Below are 25,178 nucleotides of genomic sequence, written 5' to 3'. Positions count from 1 at the left end.
CCCGGCCATGACGGAGTGTATTGCGGCTGGCAGCTACTCCGCGCTGCTGACGAGTTTGATCCGCGGCTCGGCTTCCTCCATCAGGCCGCGATATGCGGCAAGATAATCGAGCGCCATGCGACGTGCGGTGAAGCGGGTTTCGAACCGCTTGCGGATCGCAGCCCGGTCCAGCGCGGCAAGGCGGTCGACCACGCCGACGGCACTGGTTTCGTCTTCGACGACGAAACCGGTCAAGCCGGCATCGATGATCTCCGGGACCGAACCGCGATTATAGGCGATCACGGGGGTCCCGCAGGCCATGGCCTCGATCATGACGAGCCCGAACGGCTCCGGCCAGTCGATCGGAACCAGCAGGCCGATCGCGCCACTGAGAAAGTCGGATTTCTCGCGGTCACTGATCTCGCCGATATATTCTACCAGCGGATTGGCCTTGATGAGCGGGGAGATCAACTCGTCGTAATATTCCTGGTCGGCGCGATCGACCTTGGCCGCGATCTTCAAGGGTATGCCGCATCGGGTGGCGATCCGGATAGCGCGATCCACGCCCTTTTCCGGCGCGATCCGCCCGAGCACGGCAAGATAAGACGGCCTCACCTGCTGCGGTGTCAGCAGGTTCTCCGGCAGTCCGTGGTGAATGGTGCGCACCCAATTGGCCTGCGGCACCGGCCGCCGCTGCGCATTGGAAATCGATATCACCGGAATCTTGGAGAAAGTGGTGAACACAGGCTGATGCTCCGGCAGGTCGAGCCTACCGTGCAGCGTCGTCAGGAACGGCGTCGGCTGCCGCTCGAACAGCGAGAATGGATAATAGTCGAGATGAAAGTGAAGAAAATCGAACTCTTCATCATCGCATTTCTGCCGTACGCGCTCCAGCATCACCATATGCAGTGCGTTGGGGTCGCGGACCGAGCCGTCGAGGCGCAACGCCTTCGGCCATGCCGCGTCAAGTCTCGCCGAGGTGCGGGAATCGCCGCTGGCGAATAATGTGACGTCGTGTCCTAACACCACCAGTTCTTCGGTCAGCCAGTGCACCACCCGCTCGGTGCCGCCGTAGAGTTTGGGGGGGACAGCCTCCGTCAGCGGGGCGACCTGCGCGATGCGCATCTTTGCGTCTCCTGTCTGGAATGGTGGTTGAGTAGTGAAGCCCTCTGCCCGCAATCGGCACTGTCGTGCCGAAAAGTGGAACGTTCTTGCATCTGTGAAGTTCCAATGTTCAGCACATCTTGCTTCTTCCACACGGCTGTCTTGCTGATGCCATCTGACACAAACAGAGTTAGGGCTGCCTCGATGCTGCAAAATTGTTGCGCGGTGATGGCCAAGCGCGCGGAAACCCGAAGCGGCATTCTTCACGTCCTCGTGTGCGATACGCATTAGGGATTCTCGTTCACTCTCAACAGGTTTGCGGAACTCATGGACAATCTTTCAGGGTATGTGCGACGGCCGTTTCCATTTGTCCTGCGCTATTTGCGCCGGCGTCGCGCGGCCCATGTGGTCATCGTGTCTGCCGTCATTGCAGCGGTTGCCTGCTCGGTGGGCACGCAATACGGCGTGAAGAATCTGGTCGACAGCCTGACGGCCGGTTCGTCGCACGCGAGTAGCGTATGGCTGGCATTCGCTTTTCTCATGTCGCTGATCGCCGCCGACAATCTCTTGTGGCGGGTGGCAAGCTGGACGGCGAGCTTTACCTTCGTGGGTGTCACCGGCGATCTCCGCCGTGATATGTTTCGCCATCTGACCGGTCACGCACCCAGCTATTTTTCCGACCGGCTGCCGGGCATGCTGACCAGCCGTATCACCGCGACTTCCAACGCGGTGTTCACCGTTGAAAACATGTTTGTCTGGAACGTCTTGCCGCCGTGCATCGCGACGGTTTCGGCAATACTCCTGATAGGAACGGTCAGCCTGGCGATGTCTGCGGGGCTGATCGTCATTGCAGGTATCATGCTGATGGCGATGTTCCACCTCGCCGCGGCCGGCAAGCCGCTGCACGATGATTTCGCCGACAAGGCGGCTGCGGTGGACGGCGAGATGGTCGACGTCATCAGCAATCTGCCGCTGGTCCGTGCGTTCTGCGGCCTCAGCTACGAACACGACCGCTTCGACGCCACCGTCGAGCGGGAACTCGACGCCCGCGGGCGTAGCCTCCGTTATCTCGAGAAGCTGCGGCTCCTTCACGCCGTCGTGACAATCGCACTGACGATCGCGTTGCTGGCGTGGGTCATCACGCTCTGGCAGAACGGCGCGGCGACCACCGGCGACGTCGTGTTGGTTTGTACGCTGGGGCTTTCGATCCTGAGCGCGACGCGCGATCTTGCGGTGGCGCTGGTCGACGTGACCCAGCACGTCGCCCGCCTGACCGAGGCGATTGCGACCCTGTTGCTGCCGCATGAGTTGAAGGATCATCCCGAGGCCGAGCCGCTGGTCCGCAGCGGCGCCGCCGTCGCCTTCAATAACGTCGCGTTCCACTATCCCGGCGGCGTTCAGGTGTTCGAGAAGTTCAACTTGCGCATTCAACCGGGACAGCGGCTCGGACTGGTCGGCCATTCCGGCGGTGGAAAATCCAGCCTGTTCGCGCTGCTGCAGCGGTTCTACGACATCCAGCGCGGCAGCATCACGATCGACGGCCAGGACATCGCGCGGGTGACGCAGCAAAGCCTGCGCGAGGCGATCTCGGTGGTGCCGCAGGACATCTCGCTGTTCCACCGCTCGATCATGGAAAACATCCGCTACGGACGGCCGAACGCGACCGACGACGAGGTGCTGCGCGCGGCGATTGCGGCGCGTTGCGATTTCATCGAAAATCTCCCCGAGGGCATGGCGACCATGGTCGGCGATCGCGGTATCAAGGTCTCCGGCGGACAGCGGCAGCGGATCGCTATCGCGCGCGCCTTCCTGAAGGACGCGCCGATCCTGTTGCTGGATGAAGCGACCGCCGCGCTCGACAGCGAGTCCGAAGAGGCGATCCGCGAGGCATTGTCGCGGCTGATGCGCGGGCGTACTGTGATTGCCATCGCCCATCGTCTCGCCACCTTGCGCAATTTCGACCGCGTGGTGGTGCTGCAGGGCGGGCGGATCATCGAAGATGGACCGCCGGATATTCTCGTGCAGGGAAGGGGCCCTTACCGCGAGTTGGTGGCGCGCGAACTCGGCCGTCTCGCCACCCATGCGGCCTGATCTGCGGCAGTAGCGTTTGCGTCCCGATGCGTCCATCACAACGCAAGGAAATCGCTTGAGGTCCAGATGACAGCCGAAGTCACCCAACTGATCGCCATCGAGCCTGCCGAACACGTCGCGGAATCGTCGTTCTACATCCCGATGACGGGCCCGGCGACGCGGCCGCGCTGCACACTCAAGCACGACGACACCTTCATCGTGCTGGACAGCCATGGCGATATCGGCGCCTCTGCCGGCGGACCCGACGGTCTGTTCAACGCCGATACGCGTTATCTCGCCCGGCTGGAGATGGTGCTCGACGAAGTCCAGCCGCTGCTGCTCGGCACCAATCTGCGCGACGACAATTCCGCCTTGACCGTCGACCTCACCAATTCCGACGTCTACCGCAACGGCAGACTGGCCTTGCAGAAGGACACGCTGCACATCGTGCGCTCGATTTTCCTGTGGCGCGGCACGGCCTACCAGCGCATTGCCTTGCAAAATCACGGCGACCGGCCGGCGAGCTTTGACCTGACGCTGCTGTTCGACAATGATTTCGCCGATTTGTTCGAGGTGCGCGGTGAGCGCCGGCCGCGCCGGGGAATAGGCTCCAGCCGGTTGCTCGGCCCCGCCGATGTCGTGCTGGAGTATAACGGGCTCGACGGCCAGACCCGCATTACCGCCTTGCATTTCGAACCGCGGCCGACACGGCTCGCCGTCAACTCGGCGACCTATCATTTCGAGCTGGCGCCCAAGGAAGTGATCGCATTGTTCGTCGCGGTATCCTGCAACAAGCCGATCATGCAGAAGCCGATACCATTCTACCGCGGTCTGTTGGCACACCGTCGCGAGATGCGGCGCTTGACGAGCGACGCGGCCAGCATCGAGACGTCGAACGATATCTTCAACGAGGTGCTGTGCCAGGCGATGGCCGACCTCAACATGCTGATGACCGAAACGCCGCAGGGGCGGTATCCCTATGCGGGCATTCCCTGGTATTCGACCACGTTCGGCCGCGACGGGTTGATCACCGCGCTGCAGATGCTGTGGGTCGATCCGCGCATTGCCCAGGGCGTGCTGCGGCGACTCGCTTTCTTCCAGGCCACGACCACCGATCCGCTGGCCGACGCCGAGCCCGGCAAGATCCTGCACGAGATGCGCGGCGGCGAGATGGCCGCGCTACGCGAGGTGCCGTTCGCGCAGTATTACGGCAGCGTCGATTCGACTTCGCTGTTCGTTCTGCTGGCTGGTCTTTATGTCGAACGCACCGGCGACGAGGCGACGCTGGCCGAGTTGTGGCCGGCGATCGAAGCGGCGTTGCAATGGATCGACGGCCCCGGCGATCCCGACAAGGACGGATTCGTCGAATACCAGCGCGCCACCGAGCAGGGACTTGCCAACCAGGGCTGGAAGGATTCCTTCGACGCGATCTTTCATGCCGATGGGCAACTCGCCGAAGGCTATATCGCGCTGGCGGAGGTTCAGGGATATGTCTTTGCCGGCAAGCGGCTGGCGGCGCGTTGCGCCCGGCGGCTGGGATTGATTGATCAGGCGGCGAAGCTCGAATCCGAAGCACTGCTCCTTGCCGAGCGCTTCGAAGAAGCGTTCTGGTGCGAGGAACTCGGCACCTATGCGGTGGCGCTCGACGGCGCCAAGCGGCCGTGCAGGGTGCGAACCTCGAATGCCGGCCAGCTTCTCTTCACCGGCATCGTTCGAACCGATCGTGCGCGGCGGGTTGCGGCCGATCTGATGAGCCACAAATTCTTTTCGGGATGGGGCATCCGCACCGTTGCGCGCGGCGAAGCCCGTTACAACCCGATGTCCTATCACGATGGATCGATCTGGCCGCACGACAATGCGCTGATCGCGCTCGGTTTCGCGCGCTATGGCCTGAAGCATTCGGTGGCGCATCTGTTCAAGGCCCTGTTCGACGCCGCGAGCTACATGGACCTGCGGCGGCTGCCGGAATTGTTCTGCGGATTCCGACGCGAGAGGCGGCGCGGACCGGTGCTCTATCCCGTTGCCTGCGCGCCGCAGGCCTGGGCCAGCGCGACGCCCTTTACCCTGCTGGAAGCGGCGCTCGGTCTGGAATTTGATGCCGCGCGCGGCGAGATCAGGCTTCGCGATCCGCGCCTGCCGGAATTCCTCAATGAGGTGCTGTTGCGCGATCTGCGGCTCGGGCCTTCCAGCGTCGACTTGAGGGTTCGCCGTCACGGCGATGAAGTATCGCTCGAGGTGGTGCGAACCCGCGGCCATATTCAGGTGTCGATCGTATTGACGCATTAGGAGCCATGCGCGGCTCATGCGACTGAAAGTCAGGAGGGCCATATGCGCATCGGTATTCTCATTCTGTTTCTGGTCGCCGGACTTGCCGGCGGCCCGGCGGCTTATTCGGCGGAGGACACCGGCACGACGCAGGGTAGCCCCGCCGCGCCGCCGGATGCCGCAAAAGAGCCCCCGCCGCCGCCCTCGGTGACCGTCATCGGCGCCAAGGATGCCCACGGCATCCTCGGCCGCGAGGTCCGCAGCGCGGCGAACGAAGGTATGGGGCGCATCGTCGATGCGATCGTGGATCGCGAGGGCACGGTCCGCGCTGCCGTGATCGATTTCGGCGGTTTTCTCGGCGTCGGCAGCCGGAAGATCGTCGTCGACTGGGGCGCGCTGCGTTTCGGCCGCGTCGCCAACAAGCGTGACAGTATCACGCTCGAACTGACCAAGGCGCAGGTGGCGGCGGCCCCCGAATACAAGGAGGACGCGCCGGTCATCGTTCTCGGTGCGGCCGGCCGTTTGCAGCCGTGGGATTTCGATCACTAGAGCATGATCCGGAAAGTGGGTACCGGTTTTCCCCGGGACAAACACGAAGCGTTTGCCCGGAGATCATGCTCAAATAAGGAGGATGAGCAGCCTGGTCGCGCGTCCATCCCAATCATTCGATCGAATCGACGGCGATCGCCACGGGCGATCCGCCGGTGAGGGCAATGTCGTGCCGCTTCCGCCACCCGGTACCAGGCCGAAGCCGTCGCGCGAAAGCCAACGCGGCCTCGACTGGTTTATCTTCTTTCTCGCCGACGTGCAGACCGGCTTCGGTCCGTTCGTGGCGGTCTATCTGACCACGCAGAAATGGACACAGGTCGAGATCGGCTTCGTGCTGTCGATCGGCGGCATCATCGGTCTGCTCGGGCAGATGCCGGGCGGCGCTATTGTCGATGCCGCGCGGTCCGAGCGGCTGGTAGCGGGTCTGGCGGTCGCCACTATCGGCTGCGCCGCGCTGGCCTATGCGCTATGGCCGATCTTTCCGGTGGTGACTGCAGCGGCGACGCTGCATGCGCTGGCGAGCTGCGTGCTGGGTCCGGCGATTGCGGCGATCAGTCTTGGCCTGGTCGGGCCGTTCGCGATCGGGGAGCGGCTCGGACGCAACGCCCGCTTCGCATCGCTCGGCAACGGCTCGGCGGCGGCGCTGATGGGCGCGGTCGGTTACCTGTTGTCGAGCCAGGCGGTGTTCCTCGTGACCTTCCTTCTGGCAATCCCCACATTGCTGGCGCTCTCGCGCATCCGCGGGCAGGAGATCGACGTCGCTCAAAGCCACGGCGCCGTCGTGCGCGAGGTTCCTGACAAGGAGGCCACCAGCGTTTTCCATCTGCTGCGGCAGAGGCCGCTGCTGATCTTCGCCGGCGGCGTGCTGCTGTTTCAGCTCGCCAATGCGGCGATGCTGCCGCTGATGGCCGGCGTCGTCACGACGCGGTCGAGCCAATGGGCGCCGGTGCTGATTGCGGCCTGCATCATCGTGCCGCAAGCCATCGTCGCGTTGACCTCGCCGTCGGTCGGCCGCAAGGCGCAGGCCTGGGGCAGGCGGCCGCTGCTGCTGCTGGCGTTCGGTGCATTGGCGGTCCGCGGCCTGCTGTTTGCGGTTGTCAGGGATCCCTATCTCTTGGTCGTCGTGCAGGTGTTCGACGGCATTACCGCGGCCGTGCTCAGCGTGATGGTGCCGCTGATCGTGGCCGATATCGCCTTCGGAAGCGGCCACTTCAATCTGGCACAAGGCGCCGTCGGGACCGCGACCGGCATCGGCGCGTCGCTCAGTACGGTGCTGGCGGGATATGTCAGCGATACTTTCGGCAGCAGCACAGCCTTCGTCGGGTTAGCTGCGATTGCAGCCCTTGGCCTGACGGTGATCTGGCTGTTCATGCCGGAGACACGGCGGACCGAGGATCAAGCGTGAGGCGCGCGGTCAATAGCGCGGCGATAGCGAGCGACGCGCCGATGCCGGCGACGCAGGCGGTCCATCCGAAGCGGTCGAACAACTGGCCCAGCACGGCGCTGCCGACGAGGCCGCCAAGGAAATAGCTGGCAAGGTAGGTTCCGCTGGCAATGCCGCGGTTGTCGCTGGCCGCCTGCCCAACGAAGCCGGTGGCGCAGGCCTGTGCGAAAAAGGTGCCGACGCCGACCAGCACCATTCCAGTCAACACCTCCAGGAGATGTGCAGACAGCATCAGCGGCAGGCCCAAAGCAGCAACCGCGAGCGCGCCCCAGATCGCCGGTCGCGTGCCAAAGCGCGCCACCGCCTTGCCGGCGAACAGCGTCGTGACCACGGAGGGCGCGAAGACGAAATAGACCAAGCCGAGATCCATCGGCCCGAGCGAGAGCGGCGCGCGCACCAGCACAAAATTGACGAAGGTGAAGGTGCCGATAAAGGCAAACAGGATGCAGAATCCTATGGCAAAAGCCGAGCGGAGCGCCGGGTTACGCCAATGCTCGACCGTCGCCGCGAACGGCGGCTTTACCGTCGACGTCGCGCGCATCGGCTTGACCCGATGGATGGTGAAGTACACCAGCACGGCGCCAGCGAGATTGAGCAGTGCAAAGAAATGGAAGTTCGATGCCAGCCCGAGCGTATCGACCACCGCGGCCGACACCAGCCGTCCGATTAGATTGCTCGCGACATTGCCGGTGATATAGGCCGCGAACGCGCCACCCGCATCCATCGAACTGCATTGCTCGCCGAGATAGGCTAGCGTCAATGCAAATGCCGAGGCCATGCAGAGGCCTTGGGCGATGCGAAGCACCGTGAACGCCGTGAGATCCGGCGCGATCGCCAGCAACGTGGTGGGAATGGCCAGCAGGATCAGGCTCACGAGAATGCCGAGCCGGCGATCGATATGCGGACTCAGGAAGCCGATAACGAGACCGGCGACGGCCATGCCGATGGTGCTGGCATTGACCGCGAATCCCATGGCGGCCGGGGTTACATTGTAGTGCCGGGTCAGCGAGGGAAGGATCGCCTGCGTTGCGAACAGATCGACCACCGTCAGGAACGCCGTGAGGCCGATGACGAGGGATCGCAGCACGACGCCGGGCGAGTGACCATGCATTTCCACCGCTTCGGCTTTCATCGGCGCGGAGATGTCGGTCATGGCGCTTCTCAATGCTCTTGAAAAAGAAGGATGTGACGCCTGGGCGTGTGGGACGACACGGGGGATCCCGGGCCGTCACATCCGGCAACGAGACGTCGGGCGGCGCTCGTTACAGCTCCTTACATGTTGTGGTCGTGCGGATCCTTGCGAACGTCGCCGACATAGAGAATGACCGTCTCCTTGCCGAGATTCTTCCACCAGTGCGAGGTGCCGGCGACTTCGGGCCTGATCTCGCCGGCCTTGTGCACGATCGGCTCTGCGCAGTTGCTGGCGTACTCGACGATCTCACCCTGCTGGACATAGATCAGCGCGGGACGGTCGTCATGGCTGTGCCAGGGCACGATGCCGCCGGGCTCGATCGTCAGCTTGCGGAAGCGCAGTTCGCGATCCCTGATGTTGGCCGGCTGTTTCTCGAGATTGATCGAGCCAAGGGTGATGTCGGTGACGCCGACCGCCTTGTAATCGACCATCGGGCGTACGTTGGGCTGCATCTTGCCGGTCGGGCATTCGCCGGCGGTGGCGCCGGAAGTCACCGCAAGCGAGCCCGCGATAATTGCGGCAAGCGCGAGGCTTTGCAGGATTGTACGTGACGTGACGTTGGATTTGGACATGTCGTGGTCTCCTCTTCAGGTTTTGCGGCCCGAATGATCCGGCCGGCTACGTCCACGACGATCATTGAATTTGCGTGCAGAAGGAAATGCCGGTTAGCTCTCAACTCCATAGCGTCGCGCTATATGCTCTGAAGTCGATAGCGGTGCGCTATTGGCAACATCTCAATACGTCGCGGCTATCGAACCGATTGTGCAACGGCATTTCAAATCCGGGACATGCCGCCCTCTGATGAGGCAGCGCCCGATCGGCGGGCGTCGCCTTCGATCGAGAGGAATCCCCATGAAAACCTTTTCCAAGACCCTGATTGCCGCCGCGGCGTTTGCCGCCGTCGCCACCACGGCCTTTTCGCAAGTTCCCTGGGAATTCAATCCGGGCATGGCCTACATGTATTCCGGCCCCGGGAAGATGTCGGCGATGGCCATGGCGGCGACACCAAGGAACCACGACGCGATGATGAAGAACGCCAAGAAGGTGCCTGCTAACACCGTGTTTTTCATGAACAAGGGCCAGCTCTACTCGACCTCGGGCATGCTCGACCCGACCGGCAACTTCTATCTGCCCTGAGTCCGGGTGCTGAAGCGTTTGGGCCGCCCTTGCGGGGCGGCCCGGGCCGGAAAATAATACGGATATGCCGGAGCAAGCCATGACGACAGCGCTATCGCCCGCCAACGCCGAACGCCTCAAGGAGGCGTTCCAGCGATGCCGCGACATGGAAGGTACGTTGCGCGAGCAACTCGAGGCCTACGCCGCGGCGGGGAGGGAACTCTTTCCGGCCTATGGCGAAGCGGTCGACCGGCTTGTGGCGCGGCTCAATGAGAACGGCGGCGGCGAAAATGCTCCGCGACCCGGCGAATTGATGCCGCCGTTCCTGCTGCCGGACGAGGCCGGCCGGCTGGTCAGCCTGAAATCGCTCCTCGAGCACGGCCCGGTCGCCGTGATGTTCTATCGCGGCCATTGGTGCCCTTATTGCCGGCTGAATGTGCGGGCGGTGATCCAGGCCCAGGACCGGATCAAGGCGTTGGGTGCCCAAACCGTTGCGATCATGCCGGAGACGCAGGCCTATGCCGAAAAATTCAAATCCGAGGCGAACGCGCCGTTCCCCGTTCTGACCGACCTCGACAACGGCTACGCGCTGTCGCTTAACCTAGCGATCTGGCTGGGCAGCGAAATCCAGCGGTTGCTGTCATACCAGGACATGGCGAGCTTCCAGGGCAATGACGGCTGGGTGCTGCCGATCCCGGCGACCTTCGTGGTCGGCCGCGACGGATTGGTGAAGGCACGGTTTGTCGATCCCGATTTCCGCAAGCGCATGGCGATCGACGACCTGATCGCCGCGCTGAAGAGCGCGAGCGAAGAGCGATAGCGCGGCGACGTGGCTCTGTGGTGTGCCCTCAAGGGTGGTTTAATCGTAGTTCACTTTTGGAAAGAAATCGCCGCGGCCTTCAGGTGTCATGTCGAGAAGACCCCAGAGCGGGTCGACAAGATCACCAGCGCGATGGTGCTGGTTGGGAGCAGGCGGGGCAAAGCTCATCTCTGAGCCCCAGAAGTGCCTGATCGCCCCATTCTTCTTTCTGAAGACGTTGAAGATTGTTTCGTCCCAGTTTTCGCCGTCCGGAACGCGATGTTGCGCGCGCATTCCCTTGGAAAATTTTGACGTGTCACCAAAGTAGTCCGCGTCGTAGCTGTTGCCCGCGGTTGAAAGTAGCGAGAGGTGTTCCCAGCCACGTTCGTGGGCCCAGGCCGCGAGACGCGCGATTGGTGATTTGGCGACGATGTGGAGCGCAGCGCGTTCGCCCATATGTCTCGCGGCGCCGTCTATCCCATCGAGCAAATGGGTGCAGCCTGGACACGGTAATTCGCGTTCCGGGCCGTACATGAAGCTGTACAGAATGAGCGTATCGTGTGGACCGAACAGCTCGGACATCTTCACTTTCTCCGGCATGCTGGTCTTGCCGATCCACTCGAAGACGTAATCCTCGGGCACCTCACCGCCGAGCGGCAGCGCGCGACGCTTCGCTGCAACGGCCTCGATCTGCGCCCGAAGCGCAATCTCGTCATCCAGAAGCGCGTTTCGAGCGGCCCGGTATTCGGCGCTTTCATTGGGGTAGTGGATATGCTCCATGGCGGTCCTCTCAGACGCTGGGGAATCGGTTCGAGACTAAACTCGCCCCGGAAACTGGAGTTCCCTCCACGTCGAGCCGCCTGCGCGGGAGTGCTGTGGGCCGAGGTCAGCTTTTGGCCGCAGGGCGGACATTTCAGCCTATGACGCGGTCGGCTAGCGGATTAACAACCCTCAGGCGCTTGCGGTCTTGCTGATCAATTGCTGCCAGTCGGCGCCGCGCAGCATGCGCATCACGGCGGATGCTACCGCCGTCCGTTCGCGCCCGGCGACGCCATAGAGGTTCACGGTGCGCCGCGCGTCCAGCCCTTCGACATTGGCGCGCTTCAGCGTCGCCGGAATCGACGCGGTATCGGGCACCACGGCAACGCCGATATCGGCTTCCAGCAGTTCGATCAAATCGCGTTCGGAGGCGATCTCATGGCTGCGATCGACGTCGAGGCCGTGTTCGCGAAGCGAACTGTTCACCCGCGCCGCATGCTCACAGTAATTCCGCGACAGCAACTGCTCGGCGCGAAGATCGTTGAATTCGATTTTGTCGCGCGTTGCCAGCGGGTGGTTCCTGTTGACGACGAGTTGAAAGCTTTCGGTGAACAGCGGCCAGGTATCGAGCCGGTCCCACTCCTCGCTGATTTCAGCGGCAATGCCGAGTTCGGCTTCGCCTCTCTTGAGATATTCCGCGACCTCGCTGGCGTTGCCGCGCAGAAATCGGAACTCCAGCCGGTTGAACAGCCGCTTGATCTGGTCGAGATACGGAATCAACAGCGATAGGTCGACGGAATGGGTCAGCGCGATCCGGAGCGCGCCGACTTCGCCGCTCTTGAAGGATGAGGCAAGTTCGCGCGCGCCGGTCGCTGCCTCGTAGCATTGCTTGAGCAGCGGATGCATGCGCTGGCCGAGCTCGGTCAATTGCGCGGCGGGGCGCTCGCGGCGAAACAGATCGCCGTCGAGTTCGGCCTCCAGTTGCTTGATGGCCCGCGTCAGCGACGGCTGCGTGACGTTGCACTCGTCGGCGGCACGCGTGAAGTTGAGCACGCGCGCAACCGCGAGGAAGTAGCGAACCTGATGCATCTCCATGGCCGCGCCCCGGTCTATCGTGCAGCAAAGCTACCCGATTACGCCCCCGGATGACTACCCAAACCGCCATAGCGTCAGCGTATGGTTTTGGAAGCCAAACGGCATTTCATAGAAAGCTGCCCGCCGCGCAAATTGAAGCGGAAATGGTCTCGCTACGACGCGGACCAGCCACACGAAAGGGCAGCCATGAATATCCAGCTCAAAACCCGGGACGCTTCGGCCCTGCGGCCGCTGACAGGCAAGGTCTCGCTGGTCACCGGCTCGACCAGCGGCATCGGGCTCGGGATTGCCCGCGCGCTGGCTGCGGCCGGCTCAGCCGTGGTGCTGAACGGCTTCGGCGCAGCGGCCGAGATCGCCAGAACGCGGAATCAGATCGCCGCCGATTTCGCCGTCGAGGTCAGCTATTCCGCGGCCGACATGACGAGTCCGGAGGCGATCGCCGAGATGATCGCGGCCACGGTCGCCGGGCACGGCCGGCTAGACGTGCTCGTCAACAATGCCGGCATTCAACATGTCGCACCGCTCGACCAATTCCCGGTCGAGAAATGGAATGCGATCCTGTCGATCAATCTGTCGTCGGCGTTTCACACCACGCGGTTGGCGTTGCCGGCGATGCGCCAGAACAGGTTTGGGCGGATCATCAACATTGCTTCCGCGCACGGATTGGTCGGATCGCCCTTCAAGGCGGCCTATGTCGCGGCCAAGCATGGCATCGTCGGTCTTACCAAGGTTGCGGCGCTGGAGATGGCGGAAGACGGCATCACCTGCAACGCGATCTGTCCGGGCTACGTCTATACGCCGTTGGTCGAGGCGCAGATCGATGGCCAAGCCAAAGCCCACGGCATTTCGCGCGAGCAGGTCATTTACGACGTGCTGCTGGCGCAGCAACCGAGCAAGCGCTTCGCTACCGTCGAGGAATTGGGGGCGCTGACGGTGTTTCTCGCCAGCGATGCGGCGGCGTCGATCACCGGCATCGCGCTGCCGGTCGATGGCGGCTGGACCGCGCACTAATGCAACAAGAATCCAGGGAGCGTGACATGAACGGCATCCAGGGCATTCATTCCTCGACGAATGTGAAGTCGCCTGCCAAATCCGAGACCGGGCAGGTCGTGCTGGTGCTGCAGGGCGGCGGCGCGCTCGGCTCCTATCAAGCGGGCGTCTACCAGGCGCTCAACGAGGCCGGGATCGAGCCGGACTGGATCATCGGCACCTCGATCGGCGCCATCAACGCTAGCCTGATCGCCGGCAATACGCCGCAGAACCGGCTGTCGCGGCTACGCGAGTTCTGGAAGAAGATGGAGCAGAATCCGGTCTGGAGCTTTCGCGACGTCTTTCCGGGGTTCAACGAAAAGCTTTCTTACTGGTCGACCGTGACCAACGGTATTCCCGGTTTCTTCCGGCCCAACCCGCTCGCCCACGCCGGCGACAGCTATCCGCTCGGCGCCGACAATGCCGGCTACTACTCGACCGAGCCGCTGGAGCGGACGCTGACGGAGTTGGTCGATTTCAATCTGGTCAATCAATGCACGCCGCGCCTGACGGTCGGCGCCGCCCATGTCCGCACCAGCCAGATGCGATATTTCGACAGCCGCGATTGCGAACTCGGCGTCAGGCACATCATGGCGTCGGGCGCGCTGCCGCCGGCATTTCCGGCGGTGCGCATCGACGGCGAACTCTATTGGGACGGCGGCATATTATCGAACACGCCGACGGAAGCCGTGTTCGACGACAACCCGCGCAAGAACTCGCTGATCTTCGCCGTGCATCTGTGGAATCCGGAAGGCGCTGAACCGACCACGATGGCGGAGGTGCTGAACCGGCACAAGGACGTGCAGTATTCGAGCCGCATCGCCAGCCACATCGCCCGCCAGCAGCAGGCGCATCGGCTACGCCATGTCATCAACCAGCTCGCCGCACGTCTGCCGGAAGCCGAGCGCAACAGCGAGGCGGTGCGGGAACTCGCCGGTTATGGTTGTCCCACCCGGATGCATGTCATGCGGCTGCTCGCTCCGCAGCTCAGCCGCGAGGACCACACCAAGGATATCGATTTCAGCCCGTCCGGCATCACGCAGCGGTGGGACGCCGGCTATCGCCACACCAGGGCGGTGCTCGAAAAGAAGCCCTGGGTCGGCCAGTTCGATCCGCTCTCCGGCGTCGTCCTTCACGAGCAGATGGAAGTCATGCCGGAAGCGGCGGAGTAGCCGCGGCAATGATGGAGGGCGCGACCGTCTTGCGATAGAGCGCGCTGTAAAGGGCGGCCGACAGATCCCAGCTAAAGGAGCGCGCCATGGCGCTGCGCCGCATCGCGTCGAGGCGGTCCTTGGCGCGGAACGCATCGAACGCGCGCCTGACACCGCCGAGGAAGGACTCCGCGGACGGCTTCGGAAACAGGAATCCGGTTTCGCCGTCCTTGATGGTCTCCGCCAGTCCGCCGGTCTGGTGACCGATCGGCAGCGATCCGAACCGCTGCGCATACATCTGGCTGAGCCCGCACGGTTCGAACCGTGACGGCATCAACGTGAAGTCGCTGCCGGCAAAAATTCGCCGCGCCTGGGCGTCATTGAAGCCGATGACGACGCCGATTGCATCCGGCCTGCGGCGGTGCGCCTTGACCAGCGCCTGTTCGATCTGGGCCTCACCGCTGCCGGTCACCACGATCTGTCCGCCGGCCTCGATGATTTCGTCGGCCGCGGACAAGACGAGGTCGACGCCCTTCTGGTGAACCAGTCGGGCAACAAGGCCAAACAGCGGACCGCGAGATAACGCGAGTCCGAATTGCTTGCGGACGTAATCGGCATTCGCCTGCTTGCCTTCCCAATCGCCGGGCGCGAAGGTCTGCGCCAGTTGCGCGCAGGCGCTGGGATCCCAGCTTTCGTCGATGCCGTTCAAGATGCCGGTCAGTTCCGCGGCGTTCGAGCGGCGCTGCAGCAGACCTTCGAGCCCGCAGCCGAGTTCGCGGGTCGTGATCTCCTTCGCATAGGTGGCGCTGACGGTGGTCAGATGCGAGGCGTAGACGAGGCCGCCCTTGAGGAACGACACGTGATCGTAGAATTCGAGCCCGTCGATGTGGAAGGAGCTTTCGGGAGCCCCGATCCGGCGCAGCGAGTCCGGGGGGAACAGCCCCTGATAGGCGAGGTTGTGGATGGTCAGGATCGAGGGGATCTTTGAGCCTCTCCACGCCAGATAGGCCGGCGCCAGCGCGGCCTGCCAATCGTTGGCATGGATCAGGTCTGCTGCCCAATTCTTGTCCAGACTGCCCGCGGCAAGCTCGGCCGCGGCCGCGGCAAAGCGGCCGAACCTGACATCATTGTCCGGCCAGTCGCGGCCCGATTCGTCGCCGTAGGGATTGCCCGGCCGGTCGTAAAGTTGCGGGCACAGCAGGACATAAACCGGCAGACCATCCTTGGTCGCTGCCCGCCCGAGCGAGCAGGGCGGCATCTCCGCCAGAGCGGCGCATTCCCCAACGATTTCAATATGCGTGAACTGTTCGACGATGTCCCGGTAACCGGGCAGCATCACCCGGACATCGCTCCAGCGGCGCAGCGCCCGGGGCAGGGCGGCGGAAACGGCAGCGAGACCGCCCACCCGGACGAAGTCATCCATTTCAGTGGTTACGAACAAGACCTTCAAGGCAAACGCCCTCGTACCAGCCGAGATGAAACTGATGCAAGAATGGGTCCAATTTCCTTACCCGTTACAACGCGCGCGCCGCATGGTCGTTCCTGCGCGAACTACTTTCCTGACGACGCTGCACAATTTAGGGTCACGGCCGCCACCACAACGAAGGGCCGCAAAGGGCCGAAGGAGCTTCACGCGATGACTATAGCCGGCAATAATCAGGGGAATTTGACAGGCAGCTTTGCGGGCCTGCGGGTTCTCGATTTCTCAACCACGATTGCCGGACCGCATTGTACGCGAATGCTGGCCGATATGGGAGCGGAGGTTATCAAGATCGAGACCGAGGAAGGCGAGACGATGCGGACCCGTCCGCCGGTGCGGAATAATTGCTCGACCGCCTTCGGCCAGCTCAATGTCGGCAAGAACAGCCTGGTCCTGGATTTGAAGTCGCCGAAAGGAGTGGAGGCCGTTCGCCGGCTGGTCGCGACCGCGGACGTGCTGGTGGAGAATTTCCGCCCCGGCGTGATGCGGCGATTGAAGCTCGACTACGCCTCGCTGCACGGGCTCAACCCGAAGCTGGTCTATTGCTCGATCTCGGGATATGGCCAGACCGGGCCGTCGGCGGAGCTGCCGGCCTACGCGCCGGTGATTCACGCAGCCTCGGGCTATGAGATGGCGCATCTGGCCTACCAGCCCGGACGGAGCCGGCCGGACTATTGCGGCATCTATCATGCCGACGTGCTCACCGGAGTCTATGCGTTCGGCGCCATCTCGGCCGCGCTGTATCAACGCGCGGCAACAGGGCAAGGCCAGCATATCGACGTCTCGATGCTGGAATCCATGCTGAGCCTGACGCTGAACGAACTGCAATGGTCGCAATTCGAGGTGAAGCCGACGCAGCGGCCGATGTTCGGCCCGATCGAGACGACGGACGGCTATGTGATGATGGCGATCGCCAGCGAGAAAACTTTTCAGAGCCTGATGCAGGTGATCGGCCATCCCGAATGGGTGAGCGACCCGCGCTTTGCGAAATATTCCGACCGCCGGGAAAACTGGGCGAGCCTGATGGAAGGCGTGGAGGCATGGTCGCGCACCGTGACGACGGCGCAGTGCCTCGCCGCGCTCAATGAGCACGGCGTTCCCTCATCGGCGTACCGCACCGTTGCCGAGGCGCTGCGCGATCCGCAGATCGCCCATCGCGGCGCATTGGCCGAGGTCGAGGACGGCGGCGGCACCTTCAAGGTCCTCAACCTGCCGTTCCGCATGTCAGGCGCCAGCGTGTCGGCGGCGAGACGGATGTCGACGCTCGGCGAGCACACGCGCGCCTACCTGAAGGAGACCGGCCTGTCGGAGGATGAAATCGCATCCTTTGCCGGCAAGGCGCAGGTCGCCGCGCGCGGCTGACCGCGTGCTCCGCATAGCGAAACATTAACCTGCGGCGTTTTCATCCGTAGCTTGTGAACGGCCTTGCCCGCGACTGCGTTTCCGGACAATCTTGCGGGCAGCCATCGACGATCCGGAACACCGGACGAGCGACACATCGGAGGAAACATCAATGAAAGCGGCGGTCCGTTCGAGCGCGCTCGCGCGAATATTTCTTGTGGCGGGATTTGGCGTGGCGTTGTTGGCAATGCCCGCCAACGCGCAGAAAGCGGGCGGCAGCATCTCTGTTGGCCTTGAGCTCGATATCCCCGGTTTCGATGTGCTGCGGGTCGGCGTTTACGATGCGGCGGCACTCACCGCGTCATCGGCACTCTTCGATACGCTCACCACTCTCGACGCCAACGGCAAGCCGCAGCCAAAGCTGGCGCTGTCCTGGGAGCCCTCCGAAGATTTCAAGATGTGGACCTTCAAGCTGCGTCCCGGCGTCAAGTTCCACGATGGCACGCCGTTCATCGCCGAAGCTTTCAAGGCGAATTTCGATCGGCAGAAAGATCCCGCCAACAAGTGCCGGTGCGCCTTCTATATCTCCAACGTCAACAACGTTCAGGCGCCGGACGAACTGACGTTAGTCTATAACCTCAATGACCCATCCGTGAACTTCCCATCGTTGGTTTCCTACGCGAGCCAGACGAACGCGATACACTCCCCCACCGCGTGGAAGACCAAGGGCGAGGATTACAACCGCAATCCTGTCGGCACCGGTCCCTACATTCTAAAATCCTGGACGGCTGGCGATCGCATGATCCTGGAGAAAAACCCGGACTATTGGGACAAGGACAAGGTCTACTTCGATCGCATCACCCTGAAGCCGCTGCCTGACGCCCAGTCGCGCTTTGCGAGCCTGCAATCCGGCGAGGTCGACCTGATCTGGGATGATGAATATTCCGCCGATAACATCCAAAAGGCGCAAAAGGACTCCAAGTTGACCGTGCACACCTATGCCGGTTCGGGGGCTGCGGTTTACGCCATGAACACCAAGACTCCGCCGTTCGACGACGTGCGCGTGCGCCAGGCGCTGGTAATGGCGCTCGACCGCAAGAAGATGTCCCAAGCAATTACCAATGGTCTCGCTAAACCTGCCAGCAACCCCTATGGCGACGGCTCCTGGGTCAAATGCAAGGACGACGGTGCGCTTCCCGAAGACCTTGAGAAGGCCAAGGCGCTGATCAAGGAATACGGCAAGCCTGTCGATTTCAAGATGCTCGTCACGGCGACGCCCCGTGGGCGCACCGTTGGCCAGGTGCTGCAACAATTGTGGAAGCGGGCCGGCGCCAACATGGAGATCGAGCAGGTCGATCAGGCGACCATTCCGCCGCGCGCCTTCATGCGCCAGTTCCAGTTGACGCCCTGGCGGATCGTCGATCTCGCCGATCCTGACATCCAGATGTATGCCAATTTCCACACCGGCAGCCCGGTCGCGCTCGCCAACTATTCGAATCCGGAGCTCGACAAGCTGCTTGAGCGCGCGCGGGTCACCGCCGACCAGAACAAGCGCATCGAGGACTATTGCGCGATCACCCGGCTGATCAACAAGGAGGCGATCTGGTTCTGGACCTTCCAGAACACCTACTACGCGATATCGAGTGCGAAGGTTAAGGGACTGCCCAAGATGTATAGCGGGGTGATCGACGTATCGCGTGCCTGGAAGGAATAACCGCGTATGGCGTTCTTCGTCGCACGCCGGCTCTTCTATCTGTTGCCGGTGCTGATTGCGGTTTCGCTGCTGACGTTCTCCATCGCGTCGCTGCTGCCGGGCGATCTCGCCTATACGATCCTCGGTGACCAGGCGACGCCGGAGAACGTAGCGGCGTTGCGGGCCGACATGGGGCTGGATCAGCCGATCTGGTGGCGTTATCTGGGCTGGCTCGGCAACGTGCTGCAGGGCGATTTTGGCCGTTCGTTCCGTACCGGCCAGACGGTGCTGCAGGCCGTCGCCGAGCGGTTGCCGGTCTCGATCGAACTGATGCTGCTGGCGCAACTCGGCGCTCTCGGAATCGGCGTTCCCTTGGCGATTATTTGCGCAGCGCGCAGCGGCGGACCGTTCGACCGCTTCATGACCGGCTCTGCTTTCGGCATGCTGTCGGTGCCGACCTTTCTTTCGGCGATTCTGCTGATCTATCTCTTCGCGGTCGAGCTGCGCTGGCTGCCGGCGACCGGCTATATTCCATTTGCAGAAGACCCGCTCGCCAACCTGCGTTTCCTCGTGCTGCCCGCGCTGACGCTGGCGCTGGCGGAATGGCCGACCATCATGCGCGTGCTGCGTTCCGACATGATCGCGACCTTGCAGGAAGATTACATCGCGCTCGCCAAGGCGAAAGGGCTGACGCCGGCGCGCATCTTGTTCGTGCACGCGCTAAAGCCGTCGTCCCTAACCCTGGTGACGATCACCGGCATCAATATCGGCCGGTTGATCGGCGGCGCCGTCATCGTCGAGACGATTTTTGCCCTGCCGGGCATCGGCCGCTTGCTGATCGGCGCGATCCTCACGCGCGACCTGATCATCCTGCAGGGAGTCGTGCTGCTGGTCGGTGCCGGCTTCGTCATCATGAACTTCCTCGTCGACATGCTCTACGCCGTTCTCGATCCCAGGATCCGCCATGGCCACGCTTGAGCTCGAAGTAGTCGAGGAGGCTGTAACCCAACCTGCGCGCAAGGGCCGGCGATTTGGAATGCTGTTCTGGGCGGCGATCGGCTGGATGACTTTCGTGTTCGCGGTGGCGATTTTCGCGACCGTCTTGCCGCTGCCGAGCCCGACCGACATGGATATGCTGGAGCGGCGTGCCCCGTTCTCCGCCGAGCATTGGCTCGGCACCGACGGCCTCGGCCGCGACGAACTTTCCCGGCTGATCTACGGCGCGCGGATATCGCTGGTTGTCGGCCTATGTGCGCCGGTGATCGGCCTCACCATTGGCGGCGCCCTCGGCATGCTCGCCGGCTATTTCCGCGGCCGGTTCGAGTCGATGGTGGTCGGCAGCATGGATGTGTTGCTGGCCTTTCCGCCGCTGGTCCTTGCGCTGGCCGTGACCGCCTATCTCGGGCAGTCCATTTTCAATCTCACCTGCATCCTTGGCGTGCTCGGCATCCCCGCTTTCATGCGGGTAGCGCGGGCGGCAACGCTGACGCTGGCGCGGCGCGAATTCGTCATCGCCGCGCAGGCGCTGGGGGCCACGCATACGCGCATCCTGCTGCGCGAACTGCTGCCCAACGTCATCCTGCCGCTGTTTGCTTTTTTTCTGCTCGGTGTTGCCATCACTATCGTGGTCGAGGGCTCGCTGTCATTCCTGGGCCTCGGCGTGCCGCCGCCGATATCGAGTTGGGGCAGCATGATCGGTGAGGGGCGCGAGAGCCTGGATGTGGCGCCGCGGCTCGCTTTCTTGCCGGCGGCGGCGATGTTCCTCACGGTACTATCCTTCAATCTCGTCGGTGACACCTTGCGCGCGCTGACCGATCCACGGCAGGGCGCGCTGTGACCGGAAATACCCTGCTTTCCGTCGAGGACGTCATCGTCGATCTGCCGACGCCGCGCGGCAATCTGCGCGCGGTGGATCGCGTCGACCTCACCGTCGGGACCGGGCGCACGCTCGGCATCGTCGGCGAATCCGGCTGCGGCAAGACCATGCTGTCGCGGGCGGTCCTGCAATTGCTGCCGAAGAAAGCAAAGCTCTCCGGCCGCGTGATGTTCGACGGGCAGGATCTCCTGCAGCTTCCGCCGGAGAAGCTGCGCAAACTGCGCGGCCGGTCGCTCGCGGTCGTGTTCCAGGATCCGATGACCTCGCTCAATCCGGTGCTCACGATCGGCACGCAACTGATCGAGACGCTGCAGGAGCATCTGGAGCTCGACGACGCTACTGCGAAAAAACGCAGCGTCGAATTGCTCGCCGCGGTCGGCATTCCCGCGCCCGAGCAACGGCTGGCGCAATACCCGCACCAGCTTTCCGGCGGGATGCGGCAGCGGGTGGCGATCGCGATCGCGCTGTCGTGCGAACCAAAGCTCCTGATTGCCGACGAGCCAACCACCGCGCTCGACGTCACGATCCAGGCGCAGATCCTCGATCTCTTGGCGCGCGAGCAGCGCCGCCGGCACATGGCGATGATCATCATCACCCACGACCTCGGCGTCGTCGCCGGCCGCACCGACGAGGTCGCCGTGATGTATGCCGGCCGCGTGGTCGAGCGCGCGCCGACGCCTGCGTTGTTCAAGAGAATGCGGATGCCCTATACCGAAGCGCTGCTGGCGGCGCTTCCCAAACTCGATGCCGCGCCCCACACGCCGCTGCCGGCGATCTCGGGGCGTCCGCCCGATCCGACCCGGCCGCTGCAGGGCTGTTCGTTCTCGCCGCGCTGCCGCTATGCGGTGGCCCGCTGCCAGAGCGAGAAGCCGCCGCTCGAGGCGGCAGAGACGAGCGCACACCAGTTCGCCTGCTTCCACCCGATCGAAACCCATGCGGATGCCAACGCATGATGCTGCAATCCGCACCATCCGTTTCATCTGAGGCGCTGCTCGACGTCGACAATCTCGTTGTCGAATATCCTGTCGGTGCCAAGATCGTTCACGCGGTGTCCGGCGTGTCCTTGCAGATCGCCCGCGGCGAGACGTTGGGCCTCGTCGGCGAATCCGGCTGCGGAAAGTCGACGCTGGGCCGCGCCGTCCTGCAGTTGCGCCGTCCGACCGCCGGACGGGTGCTGTTCGATGGGCAGGACCTCACGGCGATGCAGGGCGATGCCTTGCGCCTGATGCGCCGCCGCGTGCAACTGATCTTCCAGGATCCGATCGCCTCGCTGAACCCGCGCCGCAAGATCGGCGACATCGTCGCCGAGCCCCTGGTGATTGCGGGCGTCAAGGATCCCGAGAAGCGCAAGCAGCTCGTCCATGAGGTGCTCACCGCGGTCGGACTCGACCCGACCCTGGTCGTGGGACGGCTGCCGCATGAGTTTTCCGGCGGGCAGTGCCAGCGCATCTGCATCGCGCGCGCGCTCATCCTCAACCCGGAGTTCATCGTCTGCGACGAGCCGGTCTCGGCGCTCGACGTGTCCATCCGTGCCCAGATCCTCAACCTTCTGGAAGAGATGAAGGGCCGGTTCGGGTTGACGCTGCTGTTCATCGCGCACGATCTCGCGGTGGTGAAGGCGGTGAGCGACCGTGTTGCGGTGATGTATCTCGGCCGGCTCTGCGAGGTGGGTCCGTCCGAGCAGCTCTTCGCCAGGCCGGCACATCCCTATACCGCACTGCTGATCGAGGCGATTCCGGTGCCCGATCCGGACGTCCGCCCCACCGAGACCGTGCCGGTGGGAGAGCCGCCATCGCCGATCGCGCCGCCGTCCGGCTGCCGGTTCCGCACCCGCTGTCCCCGTGCGGATCAGCGATGCAGCGACGAGATGCCGGAACTGCGCGCCGTGGCGCCCGGCCAGTTCGTGGCTTGCCATCACCCGCTGATCTGAATACCGGGAGAGTCGGCAACGTTTGTCTCGACTGGGCAGACGTGGCAATGTCCGCGCAAGAAATGCCTGCCTAAGAACAAGAATGACGGGAGAGAAGCGATGAAGAGTTTTCAGGTCGCCGAGTTCAACGCACCCCTGAAAGAGGTGGATCAGGAGACACCACAGCCCACGGGTACGCAGGTGCTGATCAAGGTGAAGGCGGCCGGCGTGTGCCACAGCGATCTCCACATCTGGGAAGGCGGCTATGATCTCGGCCATGGCCGTAAGCCGTTGTCGCTGAAGGACCGCGGCGTGTCGCTGCCGCGCACGATGGGCCACGAGACGGTCGGCGAGGTGCTGGCGTTCGGGCCGGACGTGACGGCCGCCGACAAGGGCGACCTCAAGGTTGGTGATGTCGCGCTGGTCTATCCCTGGCTCGGTTGCGGCAAGTGCGCGACTTGCGTCGGCGGCGACGAGAACATGTGTGTCGTCAAGCCGAACTCGCTCGGCGTCTATTGCGACGGCGGCTATGCCGATCACATGACGGTACCTAATCCGAAGTATCTGTTGAACCTGAAAGGGCTCGACCCCGTCACCGCGGCACCCTATGCGTGCTCGGGCGTCACTACCTATAGCGCGCTGAAGAAGGTTGAATTCGCCTTCAATTCGCCGATCGTCATCTTCGGCGCCGGGGGGCTCGGCCTGATGGCGCTGTCGCTGTTGAAGGCGATGGGCGGCAAGGGCGCCATCGTCGTCGATATCGACGCGCGCAAACGCGAGGCGGCGGAGACCGCCGGTGCGCTTGGCACGGTCGACGGCAAGGCGCCGGACGCGCTGGAGCAGTTAGCGAAGATGGCCGGCGGACCGATCCGCGCGGTGATCGATCTCGTCGGCAACGCGCAGACCACGCAGCTCGGTTTCGACTGCCTGACCAAAGGCGGCAAGCTTGTCATCGTCGGGCTGTTCGGCGGCGGCGCGACCTTTGCTTTGCCGCTGATCCCGATCAAGGCGATCACGATCCAGGGCAGCTATGTCGGCAATTTGCGTGAGACCCAGGAATTGCTCGAACTCGTCCGTAACAAGATGATCGCGCCCATTCCAGTGACCACGATGCCGCTCGCGAAAGCCAATGAAGCATTGACCGATCTGCAGAAGGGCAAGCTGGTCGGCCGCGCGGTGCTGACGCCGTAGGCTAGTTTCAAGTGCTGTGGCTTCATCCTTCGAGACGCGCTTCGCGCTCCTCAGGATGAGGTCTTGGACCCTCATGGTGAGGAGCGCGGCAGCGCCGCGCGTCCTCGGACGATGAGAAGCATCGCCGATCGAACCACGAGGCCCCTGACGCTCGCAATTCTAGGGAATCCCCATGTCTGCAAACAACGCCCTCCACATCGCCGTGCTCGGCGGCGATGGCATCGGCCCTGAAGTGATGGCGCCGGCGCTGGAAGTCCTGCGCAAGATCGAGGCGACATCGGACCTCAAATTCCGCTTCACCGACGCGCCGGCCGGCGCCAACAATTATCTCGCGACCGGCAAGTCGATGCCGGACTCAACGGTGCGGCTGTGCGAGGAAGCGGACGCCATCCTGCTCGGCGCCTGCGGCCTGCCGTCGGTGCGCTACCCCGACAACACCGAGATCGCGCCGCAGATTGAACTGCGCTTCCATTTCGACCTCTACGCCGGCGTGCGCCCGGCGCGGCTAATCCCGGGCGTGCCGAGCCCGATCGTCGGGGCAGACCAGCGCGGCATCGATCTCGTGCTGATCCGGGAATCGACCGAAGGCCTGTTCGCCTCGATGGGCAAGGGCGTCGTGACGGATACCGAGGCGCGCGAGACGCTCGTGATAACGCGCAAGACGTCGGAGCGGCTGTTCGAGTTTTCCTTCAAGCTCGCCGAACGCCGCAAGGCGCGCGGCAGGGCGAACGGCGGCCTGACCTGTGTCGACAAGGCGAACGTGTTCAGGGCCTTTGCGTTCTTTCGCGAGATGTTCGATGAAGCCGCAAAGCGCCATCCCGAGGTCAAGGCCGACCGGCTCTATGTCGATGCCTGCTCGCTGATGCTGGTGAAGCGGCCCTGGGACTTCGACGTCATGGTAACCGAGAACATGTTCGGCGACATTCTCTCCGACCTCGCCGCCGGCCTGATCGGAGGGCTAGGCATGGCGCCGTCAGCCGATATCGGCGACCGCTATGCGGTATTCCAGCCGTGCCATGGCACAGCGCCCGACATCATGGGGCAGGGCAAGGCCAACCCGACCGCGATGATCCTGTCGGCCGCGATGATGCTGGACTGGCTTGCCGAGAAGCACGGCCTCGAAAGCGCCGCCGAAG

Annotated in this window: 22 protein-coding genes; 16 read left to right on the top strand and 6 right to left on the bottom strand. The window is 63.5% G+C overall.

Annotated features, from left to right (window positions below; translation table 11 throughout):
- Positions 1–33: 33 nt before the first annotated feature.
- Positions 34–1,104: a glycosyltransferase family 4 protein gene (locus CP49_RS18550; protein WP_057851641.1), complete on the bottom strand. Its 1,071-nt coding sequence runs from the start codon at positions 1,102–1,104 to the stop codon at positions 34–36.
- Between the two features lie 306 nt (positions 1,105–1,410).
- On the opposite strand from CP49_RS18550, the gene CP49_RS18545 reads away from it, so the two are divergent.
- The 4 genes from CP49_RS18545 to CP49_RS18530 all read left to right on the top strand — a co-directional run bounded on the left by CP49_RS18545 (position 1,411) and on the right by CP49_RS18530 (position 7,372).
- The gene (locus tag CP49_RS18545; RefSeq protein ID WP_057851640.1) at positions 1,411–3,174 is read left to right on the top strand and encodes an ABC transporter ATP-binding protein; all 1,764 of its coding nucleotides are present in this window, start codon (positions 1,411–1,413) and stop codon (positions 3,172–3,174) included.
- 66 nt (positions 3,175–3,240) lie between these two features.
- Positions 3,241–5,439 carry an amylo-alpha-1,6-glucosidase gene (locus CP49_RS18540; RefSeq protein WP_057851639.1) on the top strand — a complete coding sequence of 733 codons (2,199 nt, stop codon included), beginning with the start codon at positions 3,241–3,243 and terminating at the stop codon, positions 5,437–5,439.
- 42 nt (positions 5,440–5,481) lie between these two features.
- Positions 5,482–5,967 (top strand): PRC-barrel domain-containing protein, encoded by a 486-nt coding sequence (locus CP49_RS18535; protein WP_057851638.1) that lies wholly within the window; start codon positions 5,482–5,484, stop codon positions 5,965–5,967.
- An 82-nt stretch (positions 5,968–6,049) separates the two neighbouring features.
- Entirely contained in the window at positions 6,050–7,372 is a 1,323-nt protein-coding gene (locus CP49_RS18530) for an MFS transporter (protein ID WP_082646087.1), read from the top strand.
- On the opposite strand, the gene CP49_RS18525 is transcribed toward CP49_RS18530, so the two are convergent.
- Entirely contained in the window at positions 7,335–8,564 is a 1,230-nt protein-coding gene (locus tag CP49_RS18525) for an MFS transporter (RefSeq protein WP_057851637.1), read from the bottom strand. The two genes, CP49_RS18530 and CP49_RS18525, sit on opposite strands and share 38 nt — an antisense overlap.
- 119 nt (positions 8,565–8,683) lie before the next feature.
- Complete coding sequence (locus tag CP49_RS18520; RefSeq protein WP_057851636.1) at positions 8,684–9,175, bottom strand: cupin domain-containing protein; 492 nt, start codon at positions 9,173–9,175, stop codon at positions 8,684–8,686.
- Between the two features lie 280 nt (positions 9,176–9,455).
- On the opposite strand from CP49_RS18520, the gene CP49_RS18515 reads away from it, so the two are divergent.
- Both CP49_RS18515 and CP49_RS18510 read left to right on the top strand, forming a co-directional pair.
- Positions 9,456–9,740 carry a hypothetical protein gene (locus tag CP49_RS18515; RefSeq protein ID WP_057851635.1) on the top strand — a complete coding sequence of 95 codons (285 nt, stop codon included), beginning with the start codon at positions 9,456–9,458 and terminating at the stop codon, positions 9,738–9,740.
- Between the two features lie 79 nt (positions 9,741–9,819).
- Entirely contained in the window at positions 9,820–10,539 is a 720-nt protein-coding gene (locus CP49_RS18510) for a peroxiredoxin-like family protein (RefSeq protein WP_057851839.1), read from the top strand.
- A 39-nt stretch (positions 10,540–10,578) separates the two neighbouring features.
- Here the strand turns inward: CP49_RS18510 and CP49_RS18505 are convergent, their stop codons facing one another.
- Together CP49_RS18505 and CP49_RS18500 are read right to left on the bottom strand one after the other, a co-directional pair.
- On the bottom strand, positions 10,579–11,298 hold the full coding sequence (locus CP49_RS18505) for a DUF899 family protein (RefSeq protein WP_057851634.1): 720 nt from the start codon (positions 11,296–11,298) through the stop codon (positions 10,579–10,581).
- 171 nt (positions 11,299–11,469) lie between these two features.
- On the bottom strand, positions 11,470–12,372 hold the full coding sequence (locus CP49_RS18500) for a LysR family transcriptional regulator (RefSeq protein ID WP_057851633.1): 903 nt from the start codon (positions 12,370–12,372) through the stop codon (positions 11,470–11,472).
- 186 nt (positions 12,373–12,558) lie between these two features.
- On the opposite strand from CP49_RS18500, the gene CP49_RS18495 reads away from it, so the two are divergent.
- The gene (locus CP49_RS18495) at positions 12,559–13,383 is read left to right on the top strand and encodes a 3-hydroxybutyrate dehydrogenase (protein WP_057851838.1); all 825 of its coding nucleotides are present in this window, start codon (positions 12,559–12,561) and stop codon (positions 13,381–13,383) included.
- A 26-nt stretch (positions 13,384–13,409) separates the two neighbouring features.
- Positions 13,410–14,573, top strand: coding sequence for a patatin-like phospholipase family protein (locus CP49_RS18490; protein WP_057851632.1), 1,164 nt, complete (start codon positions 13,410–13,412; stop codon positions 14,571–14,573).
- Here the strand turns inward: CP49_RS18490 and glgA are convergent.
- Positions 14,551–16,002: a glycogen synthase GlgA gene (glgA, locus tag CP49_RS18485; protein WP_057851631.1), complete on the bottom strand. Its 1,452-nt coding sequence runs from the start codon at positions 16,000–16,002 to the stop codon at positions 14,551–14,553. The genes CP49_RS18490 and glgA overlap by 23 nt on opposite strands.
- Before the next feature lie 186 nt (positions 16,003–16,188).
- Here glgA and CP49_RS18480 point away from each other — a divergent pair, with 186 nt between their 5' ends.
- From CP49_RS18480 to CP49_RS18445, 8 genes are all read left to right on the top strand, one after another.
- Positions 16,189–17,394, top strand: a complete 1,206-nt coding sequence (locus tag CP49_RS18480) for a CaiB/BaiF CoA transferase family protein (RefSeq protein ID WP_057851630.1) — start codon at positions 16,189–16,191, stop codon at positions 17,392–17,394.
- A gap of 151 nt (positions 17,395–17,545) precedes the next feature.
- A complete protein-coding gene (locus tag CP49_RS18475) occupies positions 17,546–19,087 on the top strand; it encodes an ABC transporter substrate-binding protein (protein ID WP_057851629.1) in 1,542 nt (513 codons plus the stop codon).
- 6 nt (positions 19,088–19,093) lie between these two features.
- Complete coding sequence (locus CP49_RS18470) at positions 19,094–20,044, top strand: ABC transporter permease (protein WP_057851628.1); 951 nt, start codon at positions 19,094–19,096, stop codon at positions 20,042–20,044.
- Positions 20,031–20,903: an ABC transporter permease gene (locus tag CP49_RS18465; protein ID WP_057851627.1), complete on the top strand. Its 873-nt coding sequence runs from the start codon at positions 20,031–20,033 to the stop codon at positions 20,901–20,903. The genes CP49_RS18470 and CP49_RS18465 overlap by 14 nt, the downstream gene beginning before the upstream one ends.
- Positions 20,900–21,895 (top strand): ABC transporter ATP-binding protein, encoded by a 996-nt coding sequence (locus CP49_RS18460; RefSeq protein WP_197423153.1) that lies wholly within the window; start codon positions 20,900–20,902, stop codon positions 21,893–21,895. Before CP49_RS18465 ends, CP49_RS18460 begins: the two co-directional genes overlap by 4 nt.
- Positions 21,892–22,872 carry an ABC transporter ATP-binding protein gene (locus tag CP49_RS18455; RefSeq protein ID WP_420807623.1) on the top strand — a complete coding sequence of 327 codons (981 nt, stop codon included), beginning with the start codon at positions 21,892–21,894 and terminating at the stop codon, positions 22,870–22,872. The genes CP49_RS18460 and CP49_RS18455 overlap by 4 nt, the downstream gene beginning before the upstream one ends.
- Positions 22,873–22,971: 99 nt before the next feature.
- Positions 22,972–24,042 carry an alcohol dehydrogenase gene (locus CP49_RS18450; RefSeq protein WP_057851626.1) on the top strand — a complete coding sequence of 357 codons (1,071 nt, stop codon included), beginning with the start codon at positions 22,972–22,974 and terminating at the stop codon, positions 24,040–24,042.
- 172 nt (positions 24,043–24,214) lie between these two features.
- Positions 24,215–25,178, top strand: a 964-nt coding sequence (locus tag CP49_RS18445) for an isocitrate/isopropylmalate dehydrogenase family protein (protein WP_245310745.1), incomplete at its 3' end; no start/stop codon positions are given.

It is taken from the genome of Bradyrhizobium valentinum (assembly GCF_001440405.1).
Classification (GTDB): domain Bacteria; phylum Pseudomonadota; class Alphaproteobacteria; order Rhizobiales; family Xanthobacteraceae; genus Bradyrhizobium; species Bradyrhizobium valentinum.
This window is presented reverse-complemented; position numbering and strand designations above follow the sequence as displayed.